Genomic DNA, 18677 nt, shown 5'->3' on the forward strand with positions numbered 1-18677 from the left:
CAAGCCCGCTCGCCACAATAAGGCTGCTCGCCAAATCGTTTACTTGATCCGTTGACCCGGTTTGGCACCGCTATCAGGGCTCAACAGGTAGATCTCTTCACCGCCAGGGCCCGCCGCCATCACCATGCCTTCGGAAATACCGAACTTCATTTTCCGTGGCTTGAGGTTGGCAATCATCATGGTCAGGCGACCATCGAGCTTGGACGGGTCCGGGTAAGCGCTCTTGATCCCGGAGAACACGTTGCGTTGCTCATCACCGATGTCCAGGGTCAGGCGCAGCAGCTTGTCGGCACCTTCCACGGCTTCGGCCTTGATGATCAGCGCAACGCGCAGGTCAACGGCGGCAAAAGCATCGAAGTCGATTTCCGGGGAGAGCGGGTCTTTGGCCAACTCGCCATTGCCGGCCGGTGCCGATTCGCCGGTGTCGGTCTGGCTGGCGACCAGGTCTTCTTTCGAAGCATCGGTCATCGCCTGCACCTTGACAGGGTCGATACGGGTCATCAGCGGCTTGAACTCGTTCAACTGATGGTTGCTGAGCAAGGTGGCGTGGTCGTTCCAGGTCAGCGGCGCGACATTCAGGAACGCCTCGGCGTCAGCGGCCAGCAATGGCAACACCGGCTTGAGGAAGATCACCAGCTGGCGGAACAGGTTGACGCCCGTGGCGCAGATCGCCTGCACTTCAGCTTGCTTGCCTTCCTGCTTGTTCAGCGACCACGGCGCTTTGTCGGCGATCCAGGCGTTGGCACGGTCGGCCAGGCCCATGATTTCGCGCATGGCGCGGGCGAAGTCACGCGCTTCATAGGCGTCGGCAATGCTTGGCGCGGCGGCCAAGAAGGCCTCGGTCAGTTCCGGTGCGGCGTTCTCGGCCACCAACAAACCGCCATTACCCTTATGGATAAACCCGGCGCAACGGCTGGCGATGTTGACGACTTTGCCCACCAGGTCCGAGTTGACCTTCTGTACGAAGTCTTCCAGGTTCAGGTCGAGGTCGTCGACGCCACGGCCCAGCTTGGAGGCGTAGTAGTAGCGCAGGTATTCCGGCGACAGGTGGTCCAGGTAGGTGCGCGCCTTGATAAAGGTGCCACGGGACTTGGACATCTTCTGGCCGTTGACCGTCAGGTAGCCGTGCACGGCGATGCCGGTTGGTTTGCGGTAGCCCGAACCTTCAAGCATCGCCGGCCAGAACAGGGCGTGGAAGTTGACGATGTCCTTGCCGATGAAGTGATACAGCTCGGCGGTGGAATCCTTGGCCCAGAACGCATCGAAGTCCAGCTCCGGCGTGCGGTCGCACAGGTTCTTGAAACTGGCCATGTAACCGATTGGCGCGTCCAGCCACACATAGAAGTACTTGCCCGGCTCGTCCGGGATCTCGAAGCCGAAATACGGCGCATCGCGGGAGATGTCCCACTGCTGCAGGCCGGCATCCAGCCATTCGGCGATCTTGTTGGCCACGGCGTCTTGCAGGGTGCCGCTGCGCGTCCAGGTTTGCAGCATCTGCTGGAAGTCCGGGAGCTTGAAGAAGAAGTGCTGGGAATCCTTGAGCACCGGAATGGCGCCAGAGATGGCCGAGCGCGGGTTCTTCAGGTCAGTCGGTGCATAAGTGGCACCGCACTTCTCGCAGTTGTCGCCGTACTGGTCCTCAGTGCCGCATTTCGGGCAGGTGCCCTTGATGAAGCGGTCGGCCAGGAACATTTTCTTTTCCGGGTCGAAATATTGCGTGATCGATCGCGTGGCAATGTGCCCGGCGTCGCGCAAGCGCGTGTAGATCAGGCTCGACAGCTCGCGGTTTTCGTCGGAGTGGGTCGAGTGGAAATTGTCGAAATCAACCAGGAACTCGGCAAAGTCGGCGCTGTGTTCAGCCTGCACATTGGCGATCAGTTGTTCCGGGGTGATCCCTTCCTTTTCGGCGCGCAACATGATGGCCGATCCGTGGGCGTCGTCTGCGCAGACATAAATGCATTGATTGCCGCGATGCTTCTGGAAGCGCACCCACATATCGGTCTGGATGTACTCAAGCATATGGCCAAGATGGATAGAACCATTGGCATAGGGCAGGGCGCTGGTGACGAGGATCTTGCGTGGCTCGGACATGGGGCTCGGCTACTTGATGAAACGGAGGTCGGCCACTATAAAGCGCCGGGAAATATATTTCACCCCGTGGCGCTGTTTCTGAATCTTCCCGGGGCGCGAAAGCATGCCGCTTGGCGGCTGGAACGGTTAGGATAGCCGCCTGTTTCAGTCAGTCTTTTTTCGGGAGTAGCCCATGAGCGCCGTCAATCGCGCAGCGGTGGAAGCCGTTCTTCGCCAATACACCGACCCCTATTTGAACCAGGACCCGGTCAGCGCCGGCTGCGTACGCGCCATCGATGTGCAGGGCGACCAGGTCTCGGTCCAGATGGAGCTGGGTTATGCCGCCGGCCTGTTCAAGAGCGGTTGGGCGCAGATGCTGCAAATGGCCATCGAGGGTCTCGACGGTGTGCGTTCGGCCAAGGTCGACATCCAGTGTGTGATCGCCGCGCACAAGGCCCAGGCGCAGGTTCCAGGCTTGGCCAACGTCAAGAACGTGGTCGCCGTGGCATCCGGCAAGGGCGGCGTGGGCAAATCCACCACTGCCGCCAACCTTGCACTGGCGCTGGCCCGCGAGGGGGCCCGCGTTGGCATTCTCGACGCCGACATTTATGGCCCAAGCCAAGGCGTGATGTTCGGTATCGCCGAAGGCACCCGGCCCAAGGTCAAGGATCAGAAGTGGTTCGTGCCGATTGAATCGATGGGCGTCGAGGTCATGTCCATGGCCTTCCTGACCGATGACAACACGCCGATGGTGTGGCGCGGGCCGATGGTGTCCGGCGCCTTGCTGCAGTTGGTCACCCAGACCGCCTGGGGCGACCTGGATTACCTGGTGATCGACATGCCGCCAGGCACCGGCGACATTCAGCTGACCCTGGCGCAGAAAGTCCCGGTGGCCGGCTCGGTGATCGTGACCACGCCCCAGGATCTGGCGCTGCTGGATGCGAGAAAAGGCGTCGAGATGTTCCGCAAGGTCAACATCCCGGTGCTGGGCGTCGTGGAAAACATGGCGGTGCACATCTGCTCCAATTGCGGGCATGCCGAGCACCTGTTTGGCGAGGGCGGCGGCGAGAAGCTGGCGACCCAGTATGGTGTTGAGCTGTTGGCGTCGTTGCCGCTGGCGATGGAGATTCGTGAACAGGCTGACGGCGGCAAGCCCACCGTGGCGGCTGAGCCCGATGGGCAGATCGCTATGATCTATCAGGAGTTGGCCCGTCATGTAGGCGCGCGCATCGTCCTGCAGGAAGCGGCTGCGCCGGCAATGCCGACGATTACGGTCAGCGACGACTGATCAGCCTGAAGGAAAAGAAGCCTCGACAGTGTCGGGCTTTTTCTTGTCCGCAGGAAGGTCAACCGAGTGCTGTTGCGCTTTTACGCATTTGCGCGTGTAAGCATTCGCTTACTTTTTCGTAAGTGTTTGGGGTTTTTACCGGGCGCGGACATCTCGAAATGGCGAGAGACTTTTCTATCTTGTTGAAATATAACAATTAATTATTTTTGTTTTGGCGATGAAGCTCTTCGGGGTAACCGTTGGATCCCGTTGAACTTCCCTTGGAACTCTCTAACATCAGCCCTGTGTCCACGGATTGACACAGCCATCAAGGAACGATGGTTGAAGGAACGTCGCAGGATGCGATTCATCAGGATGATGAAAAAGGAATACAGGGACTAGGGAAAAAATGTGGGCGGGTCATACCGCCCCTTTTTTTGCCTGTAGAAAAGTAAAACCCGCCCCGCAGAAACGCAAAAAGGCCCGCAAGGGGCCTTTTTTATTGGGCGACGGCGCTTTAGCGCTCGAGGTCTGCAATCTTGCCCTTTTTGCCATCCCACTCCGCTGCATCCGGCATCGGATCCTTGCGTTCGGTGATATTGGGCCAGATTTCCGCCAATTCGACGTTCAACTGAATGAATTCCTGCATCTCTGCCGGGACTTCGTCCTCGGAGAAAATAGCGACGGCCGGGCATTCTGGTTCACACAGGGCGCAGTCGATGCACTCATCCGGATGGATAACCAGGAAGTTCGGGCCTTCGTAGAAGCAGTCCACCGGACACACTTCGACGCAGTCGGTGTACTTGCACTTGATGCAGTTGTCGGTAACGACGAAGGTCATTTCTAATTCTCTCCTCAGGCGGCGGCAGCGAAACCCCTTGTGGTGGGGCTCGCGAGGTTCGGGAGCGATAGTCTGCAGGCCAGGCTAAAAGCCCGCAGCATCCCAAACCGCGCGAGATTCTATCAGCTTGCAAGCGTCTGCGTTATATCCGAACTTGCAGTGCATATAACATTTCTAGCGCTTTACGCGGGGTCAGGCCGTCCAGGTCAAGCTTGGCCAGTTCATCAAGCACCGGGTGAGGCAGGCTGGCGAACATATCACTCTGGTGCGGCGCGGCCGGTTTGCTGCTGGCTTTTTTCGGGCTTGCCACCACGGTTTCATGGGGCAAGGCCGTGGTTTCCAGGCGGCTGAGGTGCTCGCGAGCGCGGGTGATCACATCGCCCGGCACACCGGCCAATTGCGCCACGGCCAGGCCGTAACTCTGGCTCGCCGGCCCTGGCAGCACGTGGTGCAGAAACACGATACGTTCGTTGTGCTCAGTGGCATTGAGATGCACGTTGGCCACCAGCGGCTCGCTTTCCGGCAGCACGGTCAGCTCGAAATAGTGCGTGGCGAACAATGTATAGGCGCGCAAATGCGCCAATCGCTCGGCCGCCGCCCAGGCCAGCGACAGCCCGTCGAAGGTGCTGGTGCCGCGGCCGACTTCGTCCATCAGCACCAGGCTGCGTTCGGTCGCGTTGTGGAGGATGTTGGCGGTTTCGCTCATTTCCACCATAAAGGTCGAACGGCCACCGGCCAGGTCATCGCTGGAACCGATCCGCGTGAAAATACGGTCGACCAGCGACAACTCGCAACTGGCCGCTGGCACAAAGCTGCCGATATGCGCCAGCAGCACGATCAACGCGGTCTGGCGCATGTAGGTGGATTTACCGCCCATGTTCGGACCGGTGATCACCAGCATGCGGGTGTCGTCATCCAGCGACAGGTCGTTGGCGACGAACGGCGTGGTCAACACCTGCTCCACCACTGGGTGACGCCCCTGCACGATGCGCATGCACGGCTCGCTGACAAACCGCGGGCAGTTCAGGTCAAGGTTCAGCGCGCGCTCGGCCAGGTTGCTCAACACATCCAGTTCCGCCAGGGCCGCGGCGGTGTCCTGCAGCGGCGCCAGACGGCTGATCAAGTCTTCGAGCAGGGCTTCATAGAGCATTTTCTCGCGCGCCAGGGCGCGGCTCTTGGCCGACAGCGCCTTGTCTTCAAATTCTTTGAGCTCCGGCGTGATGAAACGCTCGGCACCTTTGAGCGTTTGGCGACGCTGATAGTCGATTGGCGCCGACTCGGCCTGCTTGCTCGGCAACTCAATAAAGTAGCCATGCACGCGGTTGTAACCGACCTTCAAATTGGCCAGGCCGGTACGGGCCTTTTCGCGAGCTTCCAGGTCGATCAGGAATTGCCCGGCGTTTTCGCTCAGCGATTGCAGTTCATCCAGCTCGGTGTCGTAACCGGTTTTCAGCACGCCGCCGTCACGGATGATCGCCGGCGGGTTGTCGATAATGGCTTTTTCCAACAGCGCCGCGAGGTCCGGGTAAGTGCCGGCCGTCACGGCCAGTTGTTGCAGGTGCGGCGTGTCGAGGTGGGCCATCGCCGCTTGCAACTGCGGCAGCGCGCTCAAGGCATCGCGCAGACGCGCCAGGTCGCGCGGCCGCGCATTGCGCAGGCCGATCCGCGCCAGGATGCGCTCGATATCGCCGATTTCCTTCAGCTGCGGCTGCAGCGTTTCAAAGCGATAGCCATCCAGCAGGCAGGTAATAGAGGTTTGGCGCGCTTGCAGCACGGTCAAATCCCGCAGCGGCCGGTTCAGCCAGCGGGTCAGCAAGCGGCTGCCCATGGCGGTCTGGCAACGGTCCACCACCGATTGCAGCGTGTTGTCGCGGCCACCGGCCAGGTTGGTGTCCAACTCGAGGTTGCGACGGCTGGCGCCATCAAGCACCACGGTGTCGTCCAGGCGCTCATGGCGCAGGCTGCGCAAATGCGGCAGGGCGGTGCGCTGGGTTTCCTTGGCATAACCAAGCAGGCAACCGGCGGCGCCGATGGCCAGGGTCAGGGTTTCGCAGCCGAAGCCTTTGAGGTCTTGCACCGAGAACTGCTGGCACAGACTTTTCAGCGCCGAATCACGCTCAAAATCCCACGGCGCACGACGCTTGGTCCCACGACGCTTTTCTGCCGGCAAATCCTTCGGCCAATCATCCGGAATCAACAACTCCACCGGGTTGATGCGCTCAAGCTCCGCCAGCAGGTTCTCCCAGCCCTTGATCTCCAGCACGCTGAAATTGCCGCTGGTGATGTCCAGCACCGACAGGCCGAACAAACGCTCATCGCCCAGCACCGCCGCGATCAGGTTGTCACGGCGCTCGTCCAGCAACGCCTCATCACTCACCGTGCCCGGCGTAATAATGCGCACCACCTGACGTTCCACCGGCCCTTTGCTGGTCGCCGGGTCGCCGATCTGCTCACAGATCACCACCGACTCGCCCAGCTTCACCAGCTTGACCAAGTAGCCTTCCAACGAGTGGTAAGGAATCCCACACATCGGAATCGACTGCCCCGCCGACTGCCCGCGCGCGGTCAAGGTGATGTCCAGCAACTTGGCAGCCTTCTTCGCGTCTTCGTAGAAGATCTCGTAGAAGTCGCCCATGCGATAGAACATCAACTGATCAGGGTGCTGGTTTTTCAGACGCCAGTACTGCTGCATCATTGGAGTGTGGCTTGAAAGGTCTGTCATACGGGGCTTTCGGCTCTACCTGTCTATTTGACAATTCACATCTGTCTAATACTACAGGGATTTTTTAGGCATTGTTGGCGGCAGGCCTACGTTGATTTTGCGCAGGCGCAGATAACGTTGCGTCATCTTGGCGTCGGTGTGGCCACCGAGCTTCTGTGCGTCGTTGCCCTGGTCGTCTGTGTCGGAAAGCGACTTGGCGCGTAGGTCATGGAGGCTTGCATCCTCGACGTCGGCCTTCTTGCAACTGATCGCGAAGGCGTCCTTGACCGAACTGTAGTGCACCGGCTTTCCGCCGCGCGGCGAGCAGAACAGCGTGAGCCCGCGGATCTTCCGTGGCAGCGCTTTCGCGCGGGCCACCAGGTCCTCTAGATCTGGTGTCATCTGCACCAGCAGCCTCGCGCTCGTTTTTTCCTGTTTGAAAGCGATGCCCTCGGGGCTGATGTCGGCCAACCGGATGGCCAGCACGTCACCGATGCGCTGTCCGGTCAGGTAGCACATCTCGTAGATGACGCGCATGTTGTCGCTTGAGTTGGCGCATATCGCCTGGAATTCGCCGTGGGTGATATACCTGTCGCGCTTGTGCTCTAGGTGCCGCCGCACGCCGATGCACGGATTCGAATCGACGATCTGCTGCTCCAGGGCGTAAGTGAACACCGCCCGAAGTACCGAGATCACCCGGTTCGACATGTTAGGCGTGTCCGCCATGTGCAGCTTGAGCGCGACGACGTGCCGCTGAAGCACCTCGCGCGGCTCGAAGTCGGCGAAGGTTTCCTTCAGGCGCTCGCAAGCCGCCTCGTACTGCTTGAGCGTGTTTGGCTTGAGTGGAGGCTTGGTCCTGGTGCGCATGTGTTCGAGCGCATCGTCGATCAGTTTGGGCATCCCGCCCAGGTTGCGCTTGTCCAGCAACATAGCGTATTCAGCGAGAGACGCCTGAAACTCTGTGCCGAGGCGCACCCACTTGCCCTTGCGGACCAAGTAGTAAGCGCCGTGCTTCTGGTACATGCACGCCGGCAGGTGCCGGTCCTTCTTGCGCGGTCGCATCTATCTCACCTCAGCACAGCCGCAACTCCGGCCCCTTCCTCGATTGAATACCACCCAGCCGCCCGATGACAACCTGGCGCAGCACCTTTGGGTGCCCATCACCACCTACCGCGAACCCGTATCGTTCGGCGGTCAGCCACTTTATCTGTGCCCCTGGCTTTTTGTATCCGGTCAGGTCGGCAACTTCCTCTGCTGTCAAAAACATACCTACCTCCCGCCGCCCGCCGTGGGCCGCGCTGTCTTGATGATGTGAATGGCAATGCCGAAGCTGATCAGCAGCCAGATGCAGGTGCCGGCGAAGGAACCGAGGATGTCTGCCTTCTCGCCATCCATGAGCAGGCAGGGGCCGATCCAAAAGAACCAGCAGGACGTGGCTGACACGTAGAGCAGAACGCCCAGCATCAGCAGGGTGAGCTTTATTGCGTACATGGGATGTCCTTGCCGCGCTGAACGGCTGTCGGATTTTTTGGTAGTGATTTTTATTTGGGAGTATCTTTGCCCCGCTCACTCAGAAGGGAACGCTCTTTACCAGCCCACGGATGGCGAGGCTGAACCTCCTGAGTGAGCACCTCGCCCGCCGCTCACCGGCAGGCATGTAGGGGGATTGGGGTTAGGGTGCAGCGGCGAGATCAGCCTCGGCCATCTCGCAAAAGAACGAACAGGACGGGATTTTCTCGTTACGACGCACTGGGCCTTCGCCCAGCTCGCGGAGGGAAAACCGCACGTTGGTGGTGCGGTTGCGAAACAGATATGAACCCTCGCCGAGGTCGTCCTGCACCCGACATAGCGCTTCGAACTGCTCCGGGAAGTCTTGCCGTATCGCGCGGAAATAGCCTTCACCACCCTTAACGCAGCCGATGCAGTTCGCATTTTCGTAGCCTAGGCGGTACATCAGCGGCAGCTCTATTCCTGCCCGCAAAACCATTGCCTTGCAATCCTCCTTTCCCAGGCCGGCATCAATCAAAGGCGCAATCACCGGTCGGTCTGGGTTTCGCTCGCGAAAGTCCTCAAGGCGGTCAACCTCTTCGGCTGTGTAACCGAATACCATCACGTCTCCTGGCTGCTTCCAGGCATCTAGCAGGCGCCGCTTTAACAACTTGGTGCAGGGCGCACCGTTTCGCCCCTTCATGAAACGCTCCCGGTGGAATACCTGGAGGATGTCTGCGCCGTACTTTTCATCTCGAAGCACAGTTACAGGTCGCCCAAACCAGGCTTCACAGTTTTGGGCGAACCGGCGGTTATCTTCGTGCTCATTGGCAAGGAAGGCGTTGATTATCTGCACGTCGTGGGTTGCGCCATATTCGGCCAGAGCCAGCTTGGTAGCCACCGCCGAAGCAGCACCGCAGCTGAACTGGCAAACGATTCGATTGCTCATGGCCTCGGCCCCTTGTAGATGAAGACGTAGGCGAACCAGAGTGTGGCGATCATGGTGTCACCTCGCGGCGTGCCCACCAGCAAACCGGACCGTCATCCGTGTCGTGAATGGCCAGGCAGAACCAGCCTTGGCCATCAGGCCGATCCGGCTCCCAATAACTGCAGTCCGGGTCGCCGGCTTCGAAATAGCGCTCAGAGACCGCTTCGTCGCTGTGGTATTCGAGTGACACCATCTTCACCTGCAAGCCCTGTGCAGCGATCCAGGCCTTGCACTTATCACCGTCACCCTCGTCGAAGTCCGGCATGTCGGGGTGTTGGAACATCCCGTTTTCGTCGCGCCGTACAGGACAGTGTTTGATCAGGCCTACGCGATCCAGTCGCTCAATCTCTGCCAGCAGTAGAGCCGCTGCCTTCACCATGTCGCGACGTCGGTCCGCGCTTGGCTTGAACGTGGCCTGACCCCAAGGCCAACCGGTGCTCATGGACGTAGGCTTTCCGGCAAGGAATGCGTAGGTCGCACCAGCTTCGGCGAGCTCGCCCTTCACATAGAGATCGTCGCGAAAGAGTGAGTAGCCTTCGGCTGACACCTGGCGTTGACGTTCGGCGACCACATCACGCGCCGCGCGATTGAGGCTGATTGCAATTTCTTCAGACATGACTTCGTCCTTGCCGCTATAGCGGCTGATTTTAAGGAACGCGTGAAAGGAATATTTCTTGCTCTGTCTTTTCTGAAAGTTTGGTCAAGTCGCATAATGACCGCCTTAATTTCAGAGCGACTTAAATGAGAGACAGAGGCAAGGTTTATTGGGCGTGGGCCGATGAGTCGCTTCACTGCCGCTCTGTCGACGAGCGTCAGGCAAATGGGACACTTTTGAATGTCCAAGTCCGCCTGTCGCTACTTGGGCGAACCCAGCTGTTCATTGGCGTTTATGCTGGTAAAGGCACGATGATTTATGAGGAAGCCTTTGACTCTCTGACTGGGCAGTCAATGACGAATGCGATGGCTTGGGGGCTCGAGAGGGCAAGGCTAAAAGCGCCTGCCAACGTGCTCATATCAAAACGCGCTCAGCGCCGCTCGAAAACCACGCCTCGTACTATCTGAATTAGTGATCTCACTTGGGAACTGCAATGAAGGACTATCAATTTGAAGTTGGCCATCTGTTGGAGGAACTTGAATCCGCGGCTGACGAGCTGATGCTGCTGATTGCAGAAGGGCGGATGAGTGGTGCGATTTGGCTGGATGCCACGCGTAGACACTTTTGTGCTACGGAAGACTGGCAGGGTTTAATCCAGAGAGCGCGAGCCGCTTCAGAAAGTCGCCATTAATGCCTGCCGTTTATCGCATGGCGGGGATCTTTTTGCCGCTATTCAGGTCCGTGGATTTTATAGATTAACCAAAAGGTTACTTTGAAAGTTCCCTTGCGAAGGACCAACGATATGAGCAGCTTGGAAGAATTCCGTTACAGGTCTCATGAGTTATTGATCGAGCTTGATGCCGCTACCACGCGAATGATGATGCTAGTCTCCATGAAAGAGGTAACGGGTCCAGTGTGGGATGAGTCGTCTAAGAGTCACCGCGACGCCTATAACTCGTGGAATGATTTCGTCAACTCGCCAACAAGGTTGGTGATGGCGGAGAGTTAGAACTGTCCTCGGGCTGCTCAGTTAAACCCGTTTCACGGGGAGTCCTCGCCGGGCCATGCCCGGGCGGTGGAGTGGGGGAGTTATGCGGCGCGTGCTTGGCGTTGTTTAGCGCGCCATGGGTCGTTGGCCCGTGCCAGCGCAGCCATCGGCGGCGGGCTGACGCTGTTTCCGCACATGTGCACCTGTTGAGTCTTAGTGAAAGGCTTGCCGTCGGCGCCGTGGCTGATGATGTAGTCGGCGGGGAATCCCTGGGCCTTGTACAGCTCGGCCGGCTTCAGCATCCGCAGGCAGATGTCGACGATCACATAGGGCGTTCCCTTGACCATCACGGTGACCATTGCGAGCCGGTCCTTGGTGGTGATGGTCGGCGCGGGCGCATCGCAAGCGCTGATGTTCTCGGTGCCGTAGTAGCTGATCAGGAAGGCGGCAACGCGCAGGGCGCCGGCTTCGTGTTCGGGCGACAGGGTGAGCGAGACCAGCGAGCTCTTGCCCCCGCCACCGGCTGTGATGGTTGGCGCCGGTTCTTCCAGGCCCTGGCCAATGCTTCCGCCGAATGCACGCTCCATGAATGCGCTGACAAAACCGTGGTGCTGGCCGCCGGCGCTGATGGTGTGTAGTGGGTCGTTGACGTCCCGCGCATCGCAGTTGCCGCGCAAGTGCACCAGGTTCGCGACTGCCAGTTGCTGCTGGCTGCCGGTATTGGTCACCGTGGTCATGGGTTCGTGCATGCCCTTGGCGTGCGTGGTGTTGAATCCGCCGTTGGCCTGGATCATCACCGCGGCGCTTACTGACTGGCCACCGCCGCTGGCAGTTACGGTGCCGATAGGGCCGCAGATGTCATTCAGCCCGTGGGAACGGCGCTTGTTTGCGCCGGAACCTTCGCCGTGGCCGGCCTGGACGATGCAGGCCGAAGCCACCGCGCGGTGGTTCTGCGTCATCAGCGTGCCCACCGGCTGGTCCATGCTCACCGGCTTGCCTGAGTACGCCGGGCCACCAGCCCCAACCATCAAGGGGCTGATCAGCGTCAGCTCGCCACGGTTTGCACAGGTCACCGTGGGCATCGGCTCAAGCGGGTCATTGATACGGTCGCTGTCTTGGTGGGTAGCCGGGGCAATGATCGGGCTGACCACCGAGAAGGCGCCGCCCTTTGGGTAGGAGGTAACGGTGCGCAGCGGCTCGTCGGCAGACTGCACCGTCTCGCCCGACCAATTGGCGATTGGCACAATGAATGGTGTCGCGCTGTCGATGACGAACTTCTTCATGCCCTTGGCAACGCGGCGCAAGGTGGCCGGGGCCAGGTCCTTTTTCCGGCCGAAGATGCTTTTGCCCAGGTCGGCGAAATCGATGCAGTCAGCGGCTGTTTTCCACTTCTGCTGGCCTTTGGCAGGGTTTTTGGCGTGGGTTGGCTCCGGCCACACGATCGGCTGGCCATCGCACCGGGCGATCATGAACAGCCGTTCCCGGCTGGTCGGCGCGCCAAAGTCGCACGCCTTGATCACCTTCCACTCAACGACGTAACCCATGGCTTCGAGTAGGGCCACGAAACGGCGCCACGTCTTGCCGCGCTGTTTCGGGTCAGGGATCAGGAACTGCTGGCCCACAGGGACCACCTCACCAGGCGCGGCAATCTCGCCGCCGAGCTTGACCACGCGGCCGGTCGCCTTGTCGCGCTTGGCGATCAACCGGCCCCATTGCAGGATCTGTTTCACGTTCTCCAGGCTGATCACCCGGGGCCGCTTCATGCCTGCCCACTTGAGGCCTATCCACGAAAGGTTGCGAATCTCGCGCTTGCGCGGTTGCCCGCCGGCCGCCTGGCTATGGTGCGTGCAGTCCGGTGACATGTGAAACCAGCCCACGGCTTTGCCCCCGCACTCGGTGTCCGGATCACCCTCGAACACGTCGGTGGTGAAGTGCCTGGCGCCTGGGTGATTCACAGTGTGCATGCTGATGGCTTGAGGGCTGTGGTTCTTCGCCACGTTCACCGCGCGGCCAAGGCCGATCTCCAGGCCGGTACCGGCACCACCACCACCGCAAAAGAAGTCGACTACGATCTCATCGTCCTGAGGGTTGAAGCCGAGTCCGTATTGGGTTTTGAAATCGAAGGGGTGTTTCTTCTGTTGTGCGGACATAGGGGATCCTCGCCAGCTGGCGTAAAGTGGATTTGTGGGCTATTGGTATCTGCGTAGCTCAACCTGGCAGGAGGCCGACATGAGACTGCAAAGCGATATCGATGCACTCGCAGCAATCGAGGAAGACGCTTTAATGATGCTCAAGTGGATTGGCCTTCCGGACGACCAGCAGAAACTGGATATCGTCATTTGCTTGCGGCAGATCGTTGATCTGGCGACTTATCAAAAGGAGATCAGCGAGCATCCGGAGACATTGGCGCGATAGCGCGTAACTGGCGTGATTCGTTGATATGGGGTATTACGGGTGACCGGCATGGAGCCGGATAAAGGAGTGAACGTATGAGTTTGCAACAATCGCAGATTGATGCCGTAGAACACCTGCTTGTCGCTGTCTTAAAGCGCTGCGAGACGGACAAGGTAGTTCGAATGGTTTTTGAGGATGCCCATGCTTCCTTGATGGGTAGCAATGGACCTGGGGGCACTTCACAGAAGAGCGCCGCCGTGGATTACTTGAATCATATGAAGCAGCATTTCACTTAATCGTCGTCTTCAGCGTTCATCTGGAGCGATTCTGCAAAGCCTGCTTGCCGTAATTTGCGCGCCACGTTTTTCGGTATGTCTATTACGTGGCGCTTAATTTCGAGCATCGGGGCAGATGCTTCACGACCCAGCGAGTGGGCGTGTGCGATCAGCCGCCAGATGGTCTTGCGTTCTTTCGTCTCGCCCAGTTCGGTAGTGAGCGCTTCCAGTCGGTCGCGCATCCCCTGGCGGAAGTAATGACGGATGATGTCGGACGGGCCTTTGATCTTCGGCGGCGCCGGCGGCAGATCCTCGGCCTTGGCGTTGATCACCAGCAGTTGCACGGCCTCGCTGACCTCTTCGATCTCATGCCAGCACATTAACTCGTCGAGCATCTGCCGGGTTCCGTACGGGACCGTGTGCCGCAATTCCTGCTCGCCCAGCTCCTGCCGTTTTTCGGCAAGCCTGGCCGTTCGTTCTTCCTGGGTCACAGCCATGGCCTACCTCTTCTATTCCGCTGGCCGGCAGTGCGAGCCAGGTTTGTCGTTTGCGTTGCTGGGTGCGGGCTATGCGGCGAATGAAGTGCTGCCTTGGCGCGCTTTGGGGTAGTCGATTCCGTGGGCGGCGATGATCCGCTCGAAGGCCTTGTTGCCTATGGCGAGCGTCCCGCAGCACTGGCGCCGAGAAATTCCGAGCTCCATGAATGCCCTGATCCGCTCGGCATACTTCGCGTCGCGCTCCTTGTCGACCGTGTTGTGCACCAGGTTGCGTGCGCCGCCCCGGGTTGGCGCCTTAAACGTGATGTCGTACCGCGCGGCATGGTTGTAGATGAGCCGTCGGCTTACACCAAGTGCAGCAGCGACTTCGGTCTGGGTGTGCGTTACGCCGAGCTGGCGTATCTGCTCAACCAGCTTGAGGCGGGCCTGGGTGCGGATGTCGTCTTTATCGAGGGGCAGGGGAGACGCTTCAACCCGACGGCGAACAAACGGCTTCGGCGCCGGCGGCATCTGGTTGCTGTAGGTGATGGGTTTGGGCTTGTAGTTGTACGGTGGGGCTTTTTCGATTTCGCCGCCGGCCGCTACAAACTCGGCGACCTGGGCCGCCAGTTCATCCGAGGCCGGGCGCAGCGCCTCGACCAGGCTGAGGTGGTTGCTAATCATGAGGGCCTCACTTAATGCGGATTGAACTGTCGCCGCGCTCCAGATGAGCCCAGGCTGGTTCGGGTAAAAGTTCATGCTCCGCATCCTCACCGGCCGCCATACGTTTTCTTACGGCTGCGTTGTGTTCTCGGATTTCCTTGAGCTTGGCCGCGATGGCACGCTTGTCAGGAGAGAACACTGTTTTGGTGTCGATGAAGTCATCCGGGATATCGTCCTCTTTATCGACGATGACCTTTTCGGGTGCCAATGCCAGAGTGATCGTGAACAGTGGGCGTCTGATAGTCTTGATATCGGCGGCCTCCATGTTACTGCGCAGATATTCGTCGAGTTTGCCGACTGTGTTTTTCCTGATGCGCTTGAGCTCGTTGAGTCGGTCGACTTCTTTGTCTATTGCATCGATATCGCCTTGGATATTCCGACTCAGCATGACAACGCTTTCCGCCTTATCGCTGAACTCGCCCTGGATCTCGTCCATGGCGTACTGCAGCGCCTCTTTGAGACCCTCGTCGTCCGTGTCAGCCATTGCTTGAAGTTCGGCCAACTTGCCGGTGAGTGTGTAGAGCTGGGTCATGCTGCAGCCTCCTTTTCGGCGTCGGTGATTCGTTTCCATTCCAGCGAGATACGCTCGGCACCCTTGGTGTCCTTGCGCAGGGTTAGTTTGCGCACCGCAACGTCATGTATCTTTTTCAGCTCTTGGGGCGACTGGGCGCCGGCCATCGTGTCTATAACCGATTTGATGTAGTCCAGACGCTCCTGCTGTTGGCGAGCCCTCTCGACCTCCTGGTCTTCGGCGTGTTCGATAAGTTCTTCGTCCTTCAGTTGGTTGACGTACTCGGCGTCGTCAAACATCCCCAGGAATACGTCGGCGCTGAAGCCGAGCATCGACAGCGATTTTTTGATGGCATCGGTCAGCGACTTCTTCGGCGCTTCTCCATCTGTTGTCGTGCCATACTTGGATTTGTAGAGGTAGCGAGTGCAGCCGTACTGCTCGATCTCGCCGCGCTTTCCGTCCAGTTCGAACCAGAAGCGAATCTTGATGGTGTGGTTGAGCTCACGCCCCAACACCAGGCGTTTATCTCCATCGCCGCTGACCATTTCAGAGCCTTCGTCGAAGCGCTCTTCCATGACCGACCAACCAAATCCGATCCCGACCGGGCCGAATACTTCCGTGGCTTTCATGATCATCGCCGTACCGTTTAGGCTGGTGATCTTCTGGCCGCCCACCTCGGCGGCTTTCGTATAGCGGGTGTCGGTCGTACTGACCTTTTCCCAGATCTGCATGTTCGTCGACATGGGGATTCCTTGCCGCGATGATCGCAGCGTTCAAAATGACTGGGGGCTGGTGGGATAGAGGTGCTGACCTGGCGCAGGTTCAGCTCTGCTGCTGAACCCGATATCGGAGTACTTGCAGCACTCGACCGCCGTAACCAGGCTCTGCGTATTGTTCAACCGGTGCCCCGAAGAAGCCGCGGCGCTCGGCCAGGCTGTAGGCCTCACGCAGGTTGTGAGCACTGATGTCCTCGAGCTGTTCGTCGATCAGGGATTTAACCGGGGCGGTACTCATTGAATCTCCTTACGCCGCCGGCTGACATCCAATAGGCGGGCGCTATACCAGTGGAATTCTTCTGCGTTGATGGCGCCCGAAGTAAAGTGGCGCACGATCAAGCCTTCAGTCAGGGTCTCGTCGATTAAGGGTTTGTCTGGATCTTCAAGAGCAAACAGTGCTTTATCGATCTCAACGTATGGGCTCACAGTTCGTTGTCCTCGGCCTGGGCGATCAATGCATCGTCTGCCAGATCCTTAACAAGCCCTCTGGCGATGACCTTGAGCTGTTCTTTGGGGTCGGCTACCGCCATCAAGTCTTCGGCGCCGTCGCGGGCCAGGAACCGATCACCCAACAGTCCGGCAATGACCATTTCACCAATGGCGCACTGGCTTTTGCAGTCGCTGGTAATCGCGAACTGCTCAACCTCGGCTGCGAATGCTTTGAATGTCACACCTTGCGGCGCACAGAGGCGTTGCTTGAACTGCACGTCGCTGCGCCGATCAACCAGCGTTTCCACCGCGTTATCGATCCACTCTTTGCGTGCAATCTCCAGGGCCGACTCGCTCACCGGAGGCGGCAGGCGATTATCGAATTCAGTTTGTGCAAGTGCTTGTGCGTTCATGGTCGCCTCCAGAGTGGCGGGTTGTTCACCTATATTCGTCAACACTCATGCCTCCCGCTGGTTGCCGATGGGCGCGGGGTGAGTGCTGACGGGTAAAGGTGGGGAAGTGGGTGCCGATGGCCGAAGACAAGTCCCGGCGCGACAGGAAACCCCTGCGCATTCATCTGCTGTGTTGCGGTGATGCAGGTGGGCGGTTATAGGGCGCGATTTCGTCCGCATCGGACTGCTCTCAGGCTCCCGATGAAGGTTCTTGACAATCTCAAGCCTGCTGTGAAAGGTGGAGAGCAGTCCGATACAGCCTGCGCTTCGGCGCGCAGGTGGCAGTGCTATGGATTGCATGTCTGGAGTAACATAATCGACCCTCGCTAAAGTGAGTCCTTATGAAAAACAGACCACCTCTCCCAATTGTTGCTGTCGCCGGTGCTTATTTTTTTTACCTCGCATGGCAATTGGTTACTGACTTCATGCCAGCCACGGCAGGACGCTTCGCGGTTGCAGCGGTGTTGTTCTTCTTTGTTTTCAGGGGAAGCAGGGTCGCCAGCAATATCCTTGCCGCTCTATGTGCGTTAAGTGCCGTATTATTTTTGGTGACTGCCGTCGCGAGCATGAAGGAGAACATCAAGTCAGCAGTCGTGCTTACCGTTATCGCTGCTCCTTTACTAGCGTTTGCCGCATATCTGTTTTTGAACTCTAAAGTTCGTGCGTTTCAACGCAACGCGGCCACCCTCAAAAAGTCCTGAAGAAAAGACAGGGCAGTCGGTTGAGCAGATGAGTGACTGCTCATTGCTCTGCGCTGTCATCCCAAGCAGCCTTTGCGAAAAGGCTGCTAATTTATGCTTTCCGCGGTGATCCGCTACACCGTCAATTCAGCGCACTCAGCCCGGCGCACCATCCGCACCTGAGCCATTCGCCTTTCCGGCGCCCGTCGATCACAACGCAACGAGTCGTCACTGATCATCGAGTGCATGGCAATCAGCGCCGCCAGCACAATGCAAACCGGCGTGATGATCTTGCGCTTCATGGCCTCGGCTACCAAAGCAGTGCGCTTCGTCACGCCCAATTTGAACATCGCATTGGTCAGGCGCTTCTTGACTGTGCCGGCCTCTATGCCTGCCTCCCGGGCGATCTCTTTCGAGGTGAAACCCTAGGCAATCCAAGCAGAAACTGAAGCTCTCGCGGCGCCAAGCCACGTCCGAGGTGGCCCTTCCATCCGCCGTTGATGATCGTTGCTTCCATCTTCGTGATCCTGGGTTGGTTTCCCGTTAGGCCCTGTTGCCAAGAACTATCGGTGAAACCCCCGACCTCGCTACTGGCGTCAGGCCGGGGTTGTTGCGTCAGCGGTGTGGCCCGTTGCCCGCTGCTGATTGCAGGGCTGGCCGTTCGTCTTCGGTGTGGGCTTCGAGCTTCCTACTCACAGCGTCAAACAGCATCTGTTCGCCGTGGATCACATGTCCTTACAACATGCACGCTACAGCTCTAAATGCCCTGGCTGAGTGGGGCAGGGTGCATGAGGTCCGGCGGTCCCAGCCGAGGCTGTCGGGACCGCTAATTCTTGAATTTGGTGTTTCTTCTCCACCACGCGCATCGCCCGATTCATATCTCTGGCCGGCGTCACACATTTCGTGGACGGTGTTCTTCGCCGACCGGCTTGCGTGGTTTCGCGTACTCACATCTGGTGAGCACGGCCAGTTCCAGAGCTGGCATGGGGATCGAATTTGTTTTTCGCGCTGTTCCCCGTATTG

21 protein-coding genes and 1 pseudogene are annotated in these 18677 nt (G+C 58.9%); 5 read left to right on the forward strand and 17 right to left on the reverse strand.

Annotation, left to right across the window (positions count from 1 at the left end):
• Nucleotides 1–39 precede the first annotated feature (39 nt).
• Complete coding sequence (gene metG, locus ACP7B3_RS19985; RefSeq protein WP_145161581.1) at nucleotides 40–2091, reverse strand: methionine--tRNA ligase; 2052 nt, start codon at nucleotides 2089–2091, stop codon at nucleotides 40–42.
• A gap of 172 nt (nucleotides 2092–2263) precedes the next feature.
• On the opposite strand from metG, the gene apbC reads away from it, so the two are divergent.
• Entirely contained in the window at nucleotides 2264–3358 is a 1095-nt protein-coding gene (apbC, locus tag ACP7B3_RS19990; protein WP_262210499.1) for an iron-sulfur cluster carrier protein ApbC, read from the forward strand.
• Between the two features lie 496 nt (nucleotides 3359–3854).
• Here the strand turns inward: apbC and fdxA are convergent, their stop codons facing one another.
• The 7 genes from fdxA to ACP7B3_RS20025 all read right to left on the reverse strand — a co-directional run bounded on the left by fdxA (nucleotide 3855) and on the right by ACP7B3_RS20025 (nucleotide 9638).
• On the reverse strand, nucleotides 3855–4178 hold the full coding sequence (fdxA, locus tag ACP7B3_RS19995; RefSeq protein WP_003208688.1) for a ferredoxin FdxA: 324 nt from the start codon (nucleotides 4176–4178) through the stop codon (nucleotides 3855–3857).
• A gap of 142 nt (nucleotides 4179–4320) precedes the next feature.
• Nucleotides 4321–6900 carry a DNA mismatch repair protein MutS gene (gene mutS / locus ACP7B3_RS20000; RefSeq protein ID WP_426180383.1) on the reverse strand — a complete coding sequence of 860 codons (2580 nt, stop codon included), beginning with the start codon at nucleotides 6898–6900 and terminating at the stop codon, nucleotides 4321–4323.
• Between the two features lie 51 nt (nucleotides 6901–6951).
• Nucleotides 6952–7941: a tyrosine-type recombinase/integrase gene (locus ACP7B3_RS20005; protein WP_426180385.1), complete on the reverse strand. Its 990-nt coding sequence runs from the start codon at nucleotides 7939–7941 to the stop codon at nucleotides 6952–6954.
• 10 nt (nucleotides 7942–7951) lie between these two features.
• Entirely contained in the window at nucleotides 7952–8146 is a 195-nt protein-coding gene (locus tag ACP7B3_RS20010) for a DUF4224 domain-containing protein (RefSeq protein WP_005785292.1), read from the reverse strand.
• A 2-nt stretch (nucleotides 8147–8148) separates the two neighbouring features.
• Nucleotides 8149–8370, reverse strand: coding sequence for a hypothetical protein (locus ACP7B3_RS20015; RefSeq protein ID WP_426180387.1), 222 nt, complete (start codon nucleotides 8368–8370; stop codon nucleotides 8149–8151).
• Between the two features lie 181 nt (nucleotides 8371–8551).
• Nucleotides 8552–9316 carry a hypothetical protein gene (locus ACP7B3_RS20020; protein ID WP_426180389.1) on the reverse strand — a complete coding sequence of 255 codons (765 nt, stop codon included), beginning with the start codon at nucleotides 9314–9316 and terminating at the stop codon, nucleotides 8552–8554.
• Nucleotides 9317–9365: 49 nt separating this feature from the next.
• On the reverse strand, nucleotides 9366–9638 hold the full coding sequence (locus ACP7B3_RS20025; protein WP_426180475.1) for a hypothetical protein: 273 nt from the start codon (nucleotides 9636–9638) through the stop codon (nucleotides 9366–9368).
• An 805-nt stretch (nucleotides 9639–10443) separates the two neighbouring features.
• Between ACP7B3_RS20025 and ACP7B3_RS20030 the strand changes: the two genes are divergently transcribed.
• The gene (locus tag ACP7B3_RS20030) at nucleotides 10444–10641 is read left to right on the forward strand and encodes a hypothetical protein (RefSeq protein ID WP_426180391.1); all 198 of its coding nucleotides are present in this window, start codon (nucleotides 10444–10446) and stop codon (nucleotides 10639–10641) included.
• A 398-nt stretch (nucleotides 10642–11039) separates the two neighbouring features.
• Here ACP7B3_RS20030 and ACP7B3_RS20035 read toward each other — a convergent pair whose 3' ends face one another.
• Nucleotides 11040–13088: a DNA cytosine methyltransferase gene (locus tag ACP7B3_RS20035; protein WP_426180393.1), complete on the reverse strand. Its 2049-nt coding sequence runs from the start codon at nucleotides 13086–13088 to the stop codon at nucleotides 11040–11042.
• Between the two features lie 79 nt (nucleotides 13089–13167).
• Between ACP7B3_RS20035 and ACP7B3_RS20040 the strand changes: the two genes are divergently transcribed.
• Together ACP7B3_RS20040 and ACP7B3_RS20045 are read left to right on the forward strand one after the other, a co-directional pair.
• Nucleotides 13168–13353: a hypothetical protein gene (locus tag ACP7B3_RS20040; RefSeq protein WP_426180394.1), complete on the forward strand. Its 186-nt coding sequence runs from the start codon at nucleotides 13168–13170 to the stop codon at nucleotides 13351–13353.
• Between the two features lie 74 nt (nucleotides 13354–13427).
• Nucleotides 13428–13628 (forward strand): hypothetical protein, encoded by a 201-nt coding sequence (locus ACP7B3_RS20045; protein WP_426180396.1) that lies wholly within the window; start codon nucleotides 13428–13430, stop codon nucleotides 13626–13628.
• Here the strand turns inward: ACP7B3_RS20045 and ACP7B3_RS20050 are convergent.
• From ACP7B3_RS20050 to ACP7B3_RS20080, 7 genes are all read right to left on the reverse strand, one after another.
• The gene (locus ACP7B3_RS20050) at nucleotides 13625–14104 is read right to left on the reverse strand and encodes a hypothetical protein (RefSeq protein ID WP_426180398.1); all 480 of its coding nucleotides are present in this window, start codon (nucleotides 14102–14104) and stop codon (nucleotides 13625–13627) included. The two genes, ACP7B3_RS20045 and ACP7B3_RS20050, sit on opposite strands and share 4 nt — an antisense overlap.
• A 69-nt stretch (nucleotides 14105–14173) precedes the next feature.
• Entirely contained in the window at nucleotides 14174–14767 is a 594-nt protein-coding gene (locus tag ACP7B3_RS20055; RefSeq protein ID WP_426180400.1) for a hypothetical protein, read from the reverse strand.
• 7 nt (nucleotides 14768–14774) lie between these two features.
• Nucleotides 14775–15338 (reverse strand): siphovirus Gp157 family protein, encoded by a 564-nt coding sequence (locus ACP7B3_RS20060; RefSeq protein WP_426180402.1) that lies wholly within the window; start codon nucleotides 15336–15338, stop codon nucleotides 14775–14777.
• A complete protein-coding gene (locus ACP7B3_RS20065; protein ID WP_426180404.1) occupies nucleotides 15335–16060 on the reverse strand; it encodes a hypothetical protein in 726 nt (241 codons plus the stop codon). The genes ACP7B3_RS20060 and ACP7B3_RS20065 overlap by 4 nt, the downstream gene beginning before the upstream one ends.
• Before the next feature lie 79 nt (nucleotides 16061–16139).
• The gene (locus ACP7B3_RS20070) at nucleotides 16140–16331 is read right to left on the reverse strand and encodes a hypothetical protein (RefSeq protein WP_201228767.1); all 192 of its coding nucleotides are present in this window, start codon (nucleotides 16329–16331) and stop codon (nucleotides 16140–16142) included.
• Entirely contained in the window at nucleotides 16328–16519 is a 192-nt protein-coding gene (locus ACP7B3_RS20075; RefSeq protein ID WP_094953501.1) for a hypothetical protein, read from the reverse strand. Before ACP7B3_RS20075 ends, ACP7B3_RS20070 begins: the two co-directional genes overlap by 4 nt.
• Nucleotides 16516–16935, reverse strand: coding sequence for a hypothetical protein (locus ACP7B3_RS20080; protein WP_426180406.1), 420 nt, complete (start codon nucleotides 16933–16935; stop codon nucleotides 16516–16518). Before ACP7B3_RS20080 ends, ACP7B3_RS20075 begins: the two co-directional genes overlap by 4 nt.
• Before the next feature lie 380 nt (nucleotides 16936–17315).
• On the opposite strand from ACP7B3_RS20080, the gene ACP7B3_RS20085 reads away from it, so the two are divergent.
• Nucleotides 17316–17675, forward strand: coding sequence for a hypothetical protein (locus ACP7B3_RS20085; protein ID WP_426180408.1), 360 nt, complete (start codon nucleotides 17316–17318; stop codon nucleotides 17673–17675).
• Between the two features lie 113 nt (nucleotides 17676–17788).
• On the opposite strand, the pseudogene ACP7B3_RS20090 reads toward ACP7B3_RS20085, so the two are convergent.
• Nucleotides 17789–18171, reverse strand: a pseudogene (locus ACP7B3_RS20090) (response regulator transcription factor).
• Nucleotides 18172–18677 lie beyond the last annotated feature (506 nt).

Origin of the sequence: Pseudomonas sp. TWRC1-2, assembly GCF_049896685.1 — a bacterium.
Lineage (GTDB): Bacteria > Pseudomonadota > Gammaproteobacteria > Pseudomonadales > Pseudomonadaceae > Aquipseudomonas.

What these genes read in the sequence shown, in the direction of transcription:
- metG (WP_145161581.1), bottom strand. Translation starts at nt 2,091, where the DNA reads ATGTCCGAGCCACGCAAGATCCTCGTCACCAGCGCCCTGCCCTATGCC.
- apbC (WP_262210499.1), top strand. Translation starts at nt 2,264, where the DNA reads ATGAGCGCCGTCAATCGCGCAGCGGTGGAAGCCGTTCTTCGCCAATAC.
- fdxA (WP_003208688.1), bottom strand. Translation starts at nt 4,178, where the DNA reads ATGACCTTCGTCGTTACCGACAACTGCATCAAGTGCAAGTACACCGAC.
- mutS (WP_426180383.1), bottom strand. Translation starts at nt 6,900, where the DNA reads ATGACAGACCTTTCAAGCCACACTCCAATGATGCAGCAGTACTGGCGT.
- ACP7B3_RS20005 (WP_426180385.1), bottom strand. Translation starts at nt 7,941, where the DNA reads ATGCGACCGCGCAAGAAGGACCGGCACCTGCCGGCGTGCATGTACCAG.
- ACP7B3_RS20010 (WP_005785292.1), bottom strand. Translation starts at nt 8,146, where the DNA reads ATGTTTTTGACAGCAGAGGAAGTTGCCGACCTGACCGGATACAAAAAG.
- ACP7B3_RS20015 (WP_426180387.1), bottom strand. Translation starts at nt 8,370, where the DNA reads ATGTACGCAATAAAGCTCACCCTGCTGATGCTGGGCGTTCTGCTCTAC.
- ACP7B3_RS20020 (WP_426180389.1), bottom strand. Translation starts at nt 9,316, where the DNA reads ATGAGCAATCGAATCGTTTGCCAGTTCAGCTGCGGTGCTGCTTCGGCG.
- ACP7B3_RS20025 (WP_426180475.1), bottom strand. Translation starts at nt 9,638, where the DNA reads ATGTTCCAACACCCCGACATGCCGGACTTCGACGAGGGTGACGGTGAT.
- ACP7B3_RS20030 (WP_426180391.1), top strand. Translation starts at nt 10,444, where the DNA reads ATGAAGGACTATCAATTTGAAGTTGGCCATCTGTTGGAGGAACTTGAA.
- ACP7B3_RS20035 (WP_426180393.1), bottom strand. Translation starts at nt 13,088, where the DNA reads ATGTCCGCACAACAGAAGAAACACCCCTTCGATTTCAAAACCCAATAC.
- ACP7B3_RS20040 (WP_426180394.1), top strand. Translation starts at nt 13,168, where the DNA reads ATGAGACTGCAAAGCGATATCGATGCACTCGCAGCAATCGAGGAAGAC.
- ACP7B3_RS20045 (WP_426180396.1), top strand. Translation starts at nt 13,428, where the DNA reads ATGAGTTTGCAACAATCGCAGATTGATGCCGTAGAACACCTGCTTGTC.
- ACP7B3_RS20050 (WP_426180398.1), bottom strand. Translation starts at nt 14,104, where the DNA reads ATGGCTGTGACCCAGGAAGAACGAACGGCCAGGCTTGCCGAAAAACGG.
- ACP7B3_RS20055 (WP_426180400.1), bottom strand. Translation starts at nt 14,767, where the DNA reads ATGATTAGCAACCACCTCAGCCTGGTCGAGGCGCTGCGCCCGGCCTCG.
- ACP7B3_RS20060 (WP_426180402.1), bottom strand. Translation starts at nt 15,338, where the DNA reads ATGACCCAGCTCTACACACTCACCGGCAAGTTGGCCGAACTTCAAGCA.
- ACP7B3_RS20065 (WP_426180404.1), bottom strand. Translation starts at nt 16,060, where the DNA reads ATGTCGACGAACATGCAGATCTGGGAAAAGGTCAGTACGACCGACACC.
- ACP7B3_RS20070 (WP_201228767.1), bottom strand. Translation starts at nt 16,331, where the DNA reads ATGAGTACCGCCCCGGTTAAATCCCTGATCGACGAACAGCTCGAGGAC.
- ACP7B3_RS20080 (WP_426180406.1), bottom strand. Translation starts at nt 16,935, where the DNA reads ATGAACGCACAAGCACTTGCACAAACTGAATTCGATAATCGCCTGCCG.
- ACP7B3_RS20085 (WP_426180408.1), top strand. Translation starts at nt 17,316, where the DNA reads ATGAAAAACAGACCACCTCTCCCAATTGTTGCTGTCGCCGGTGCTTAT.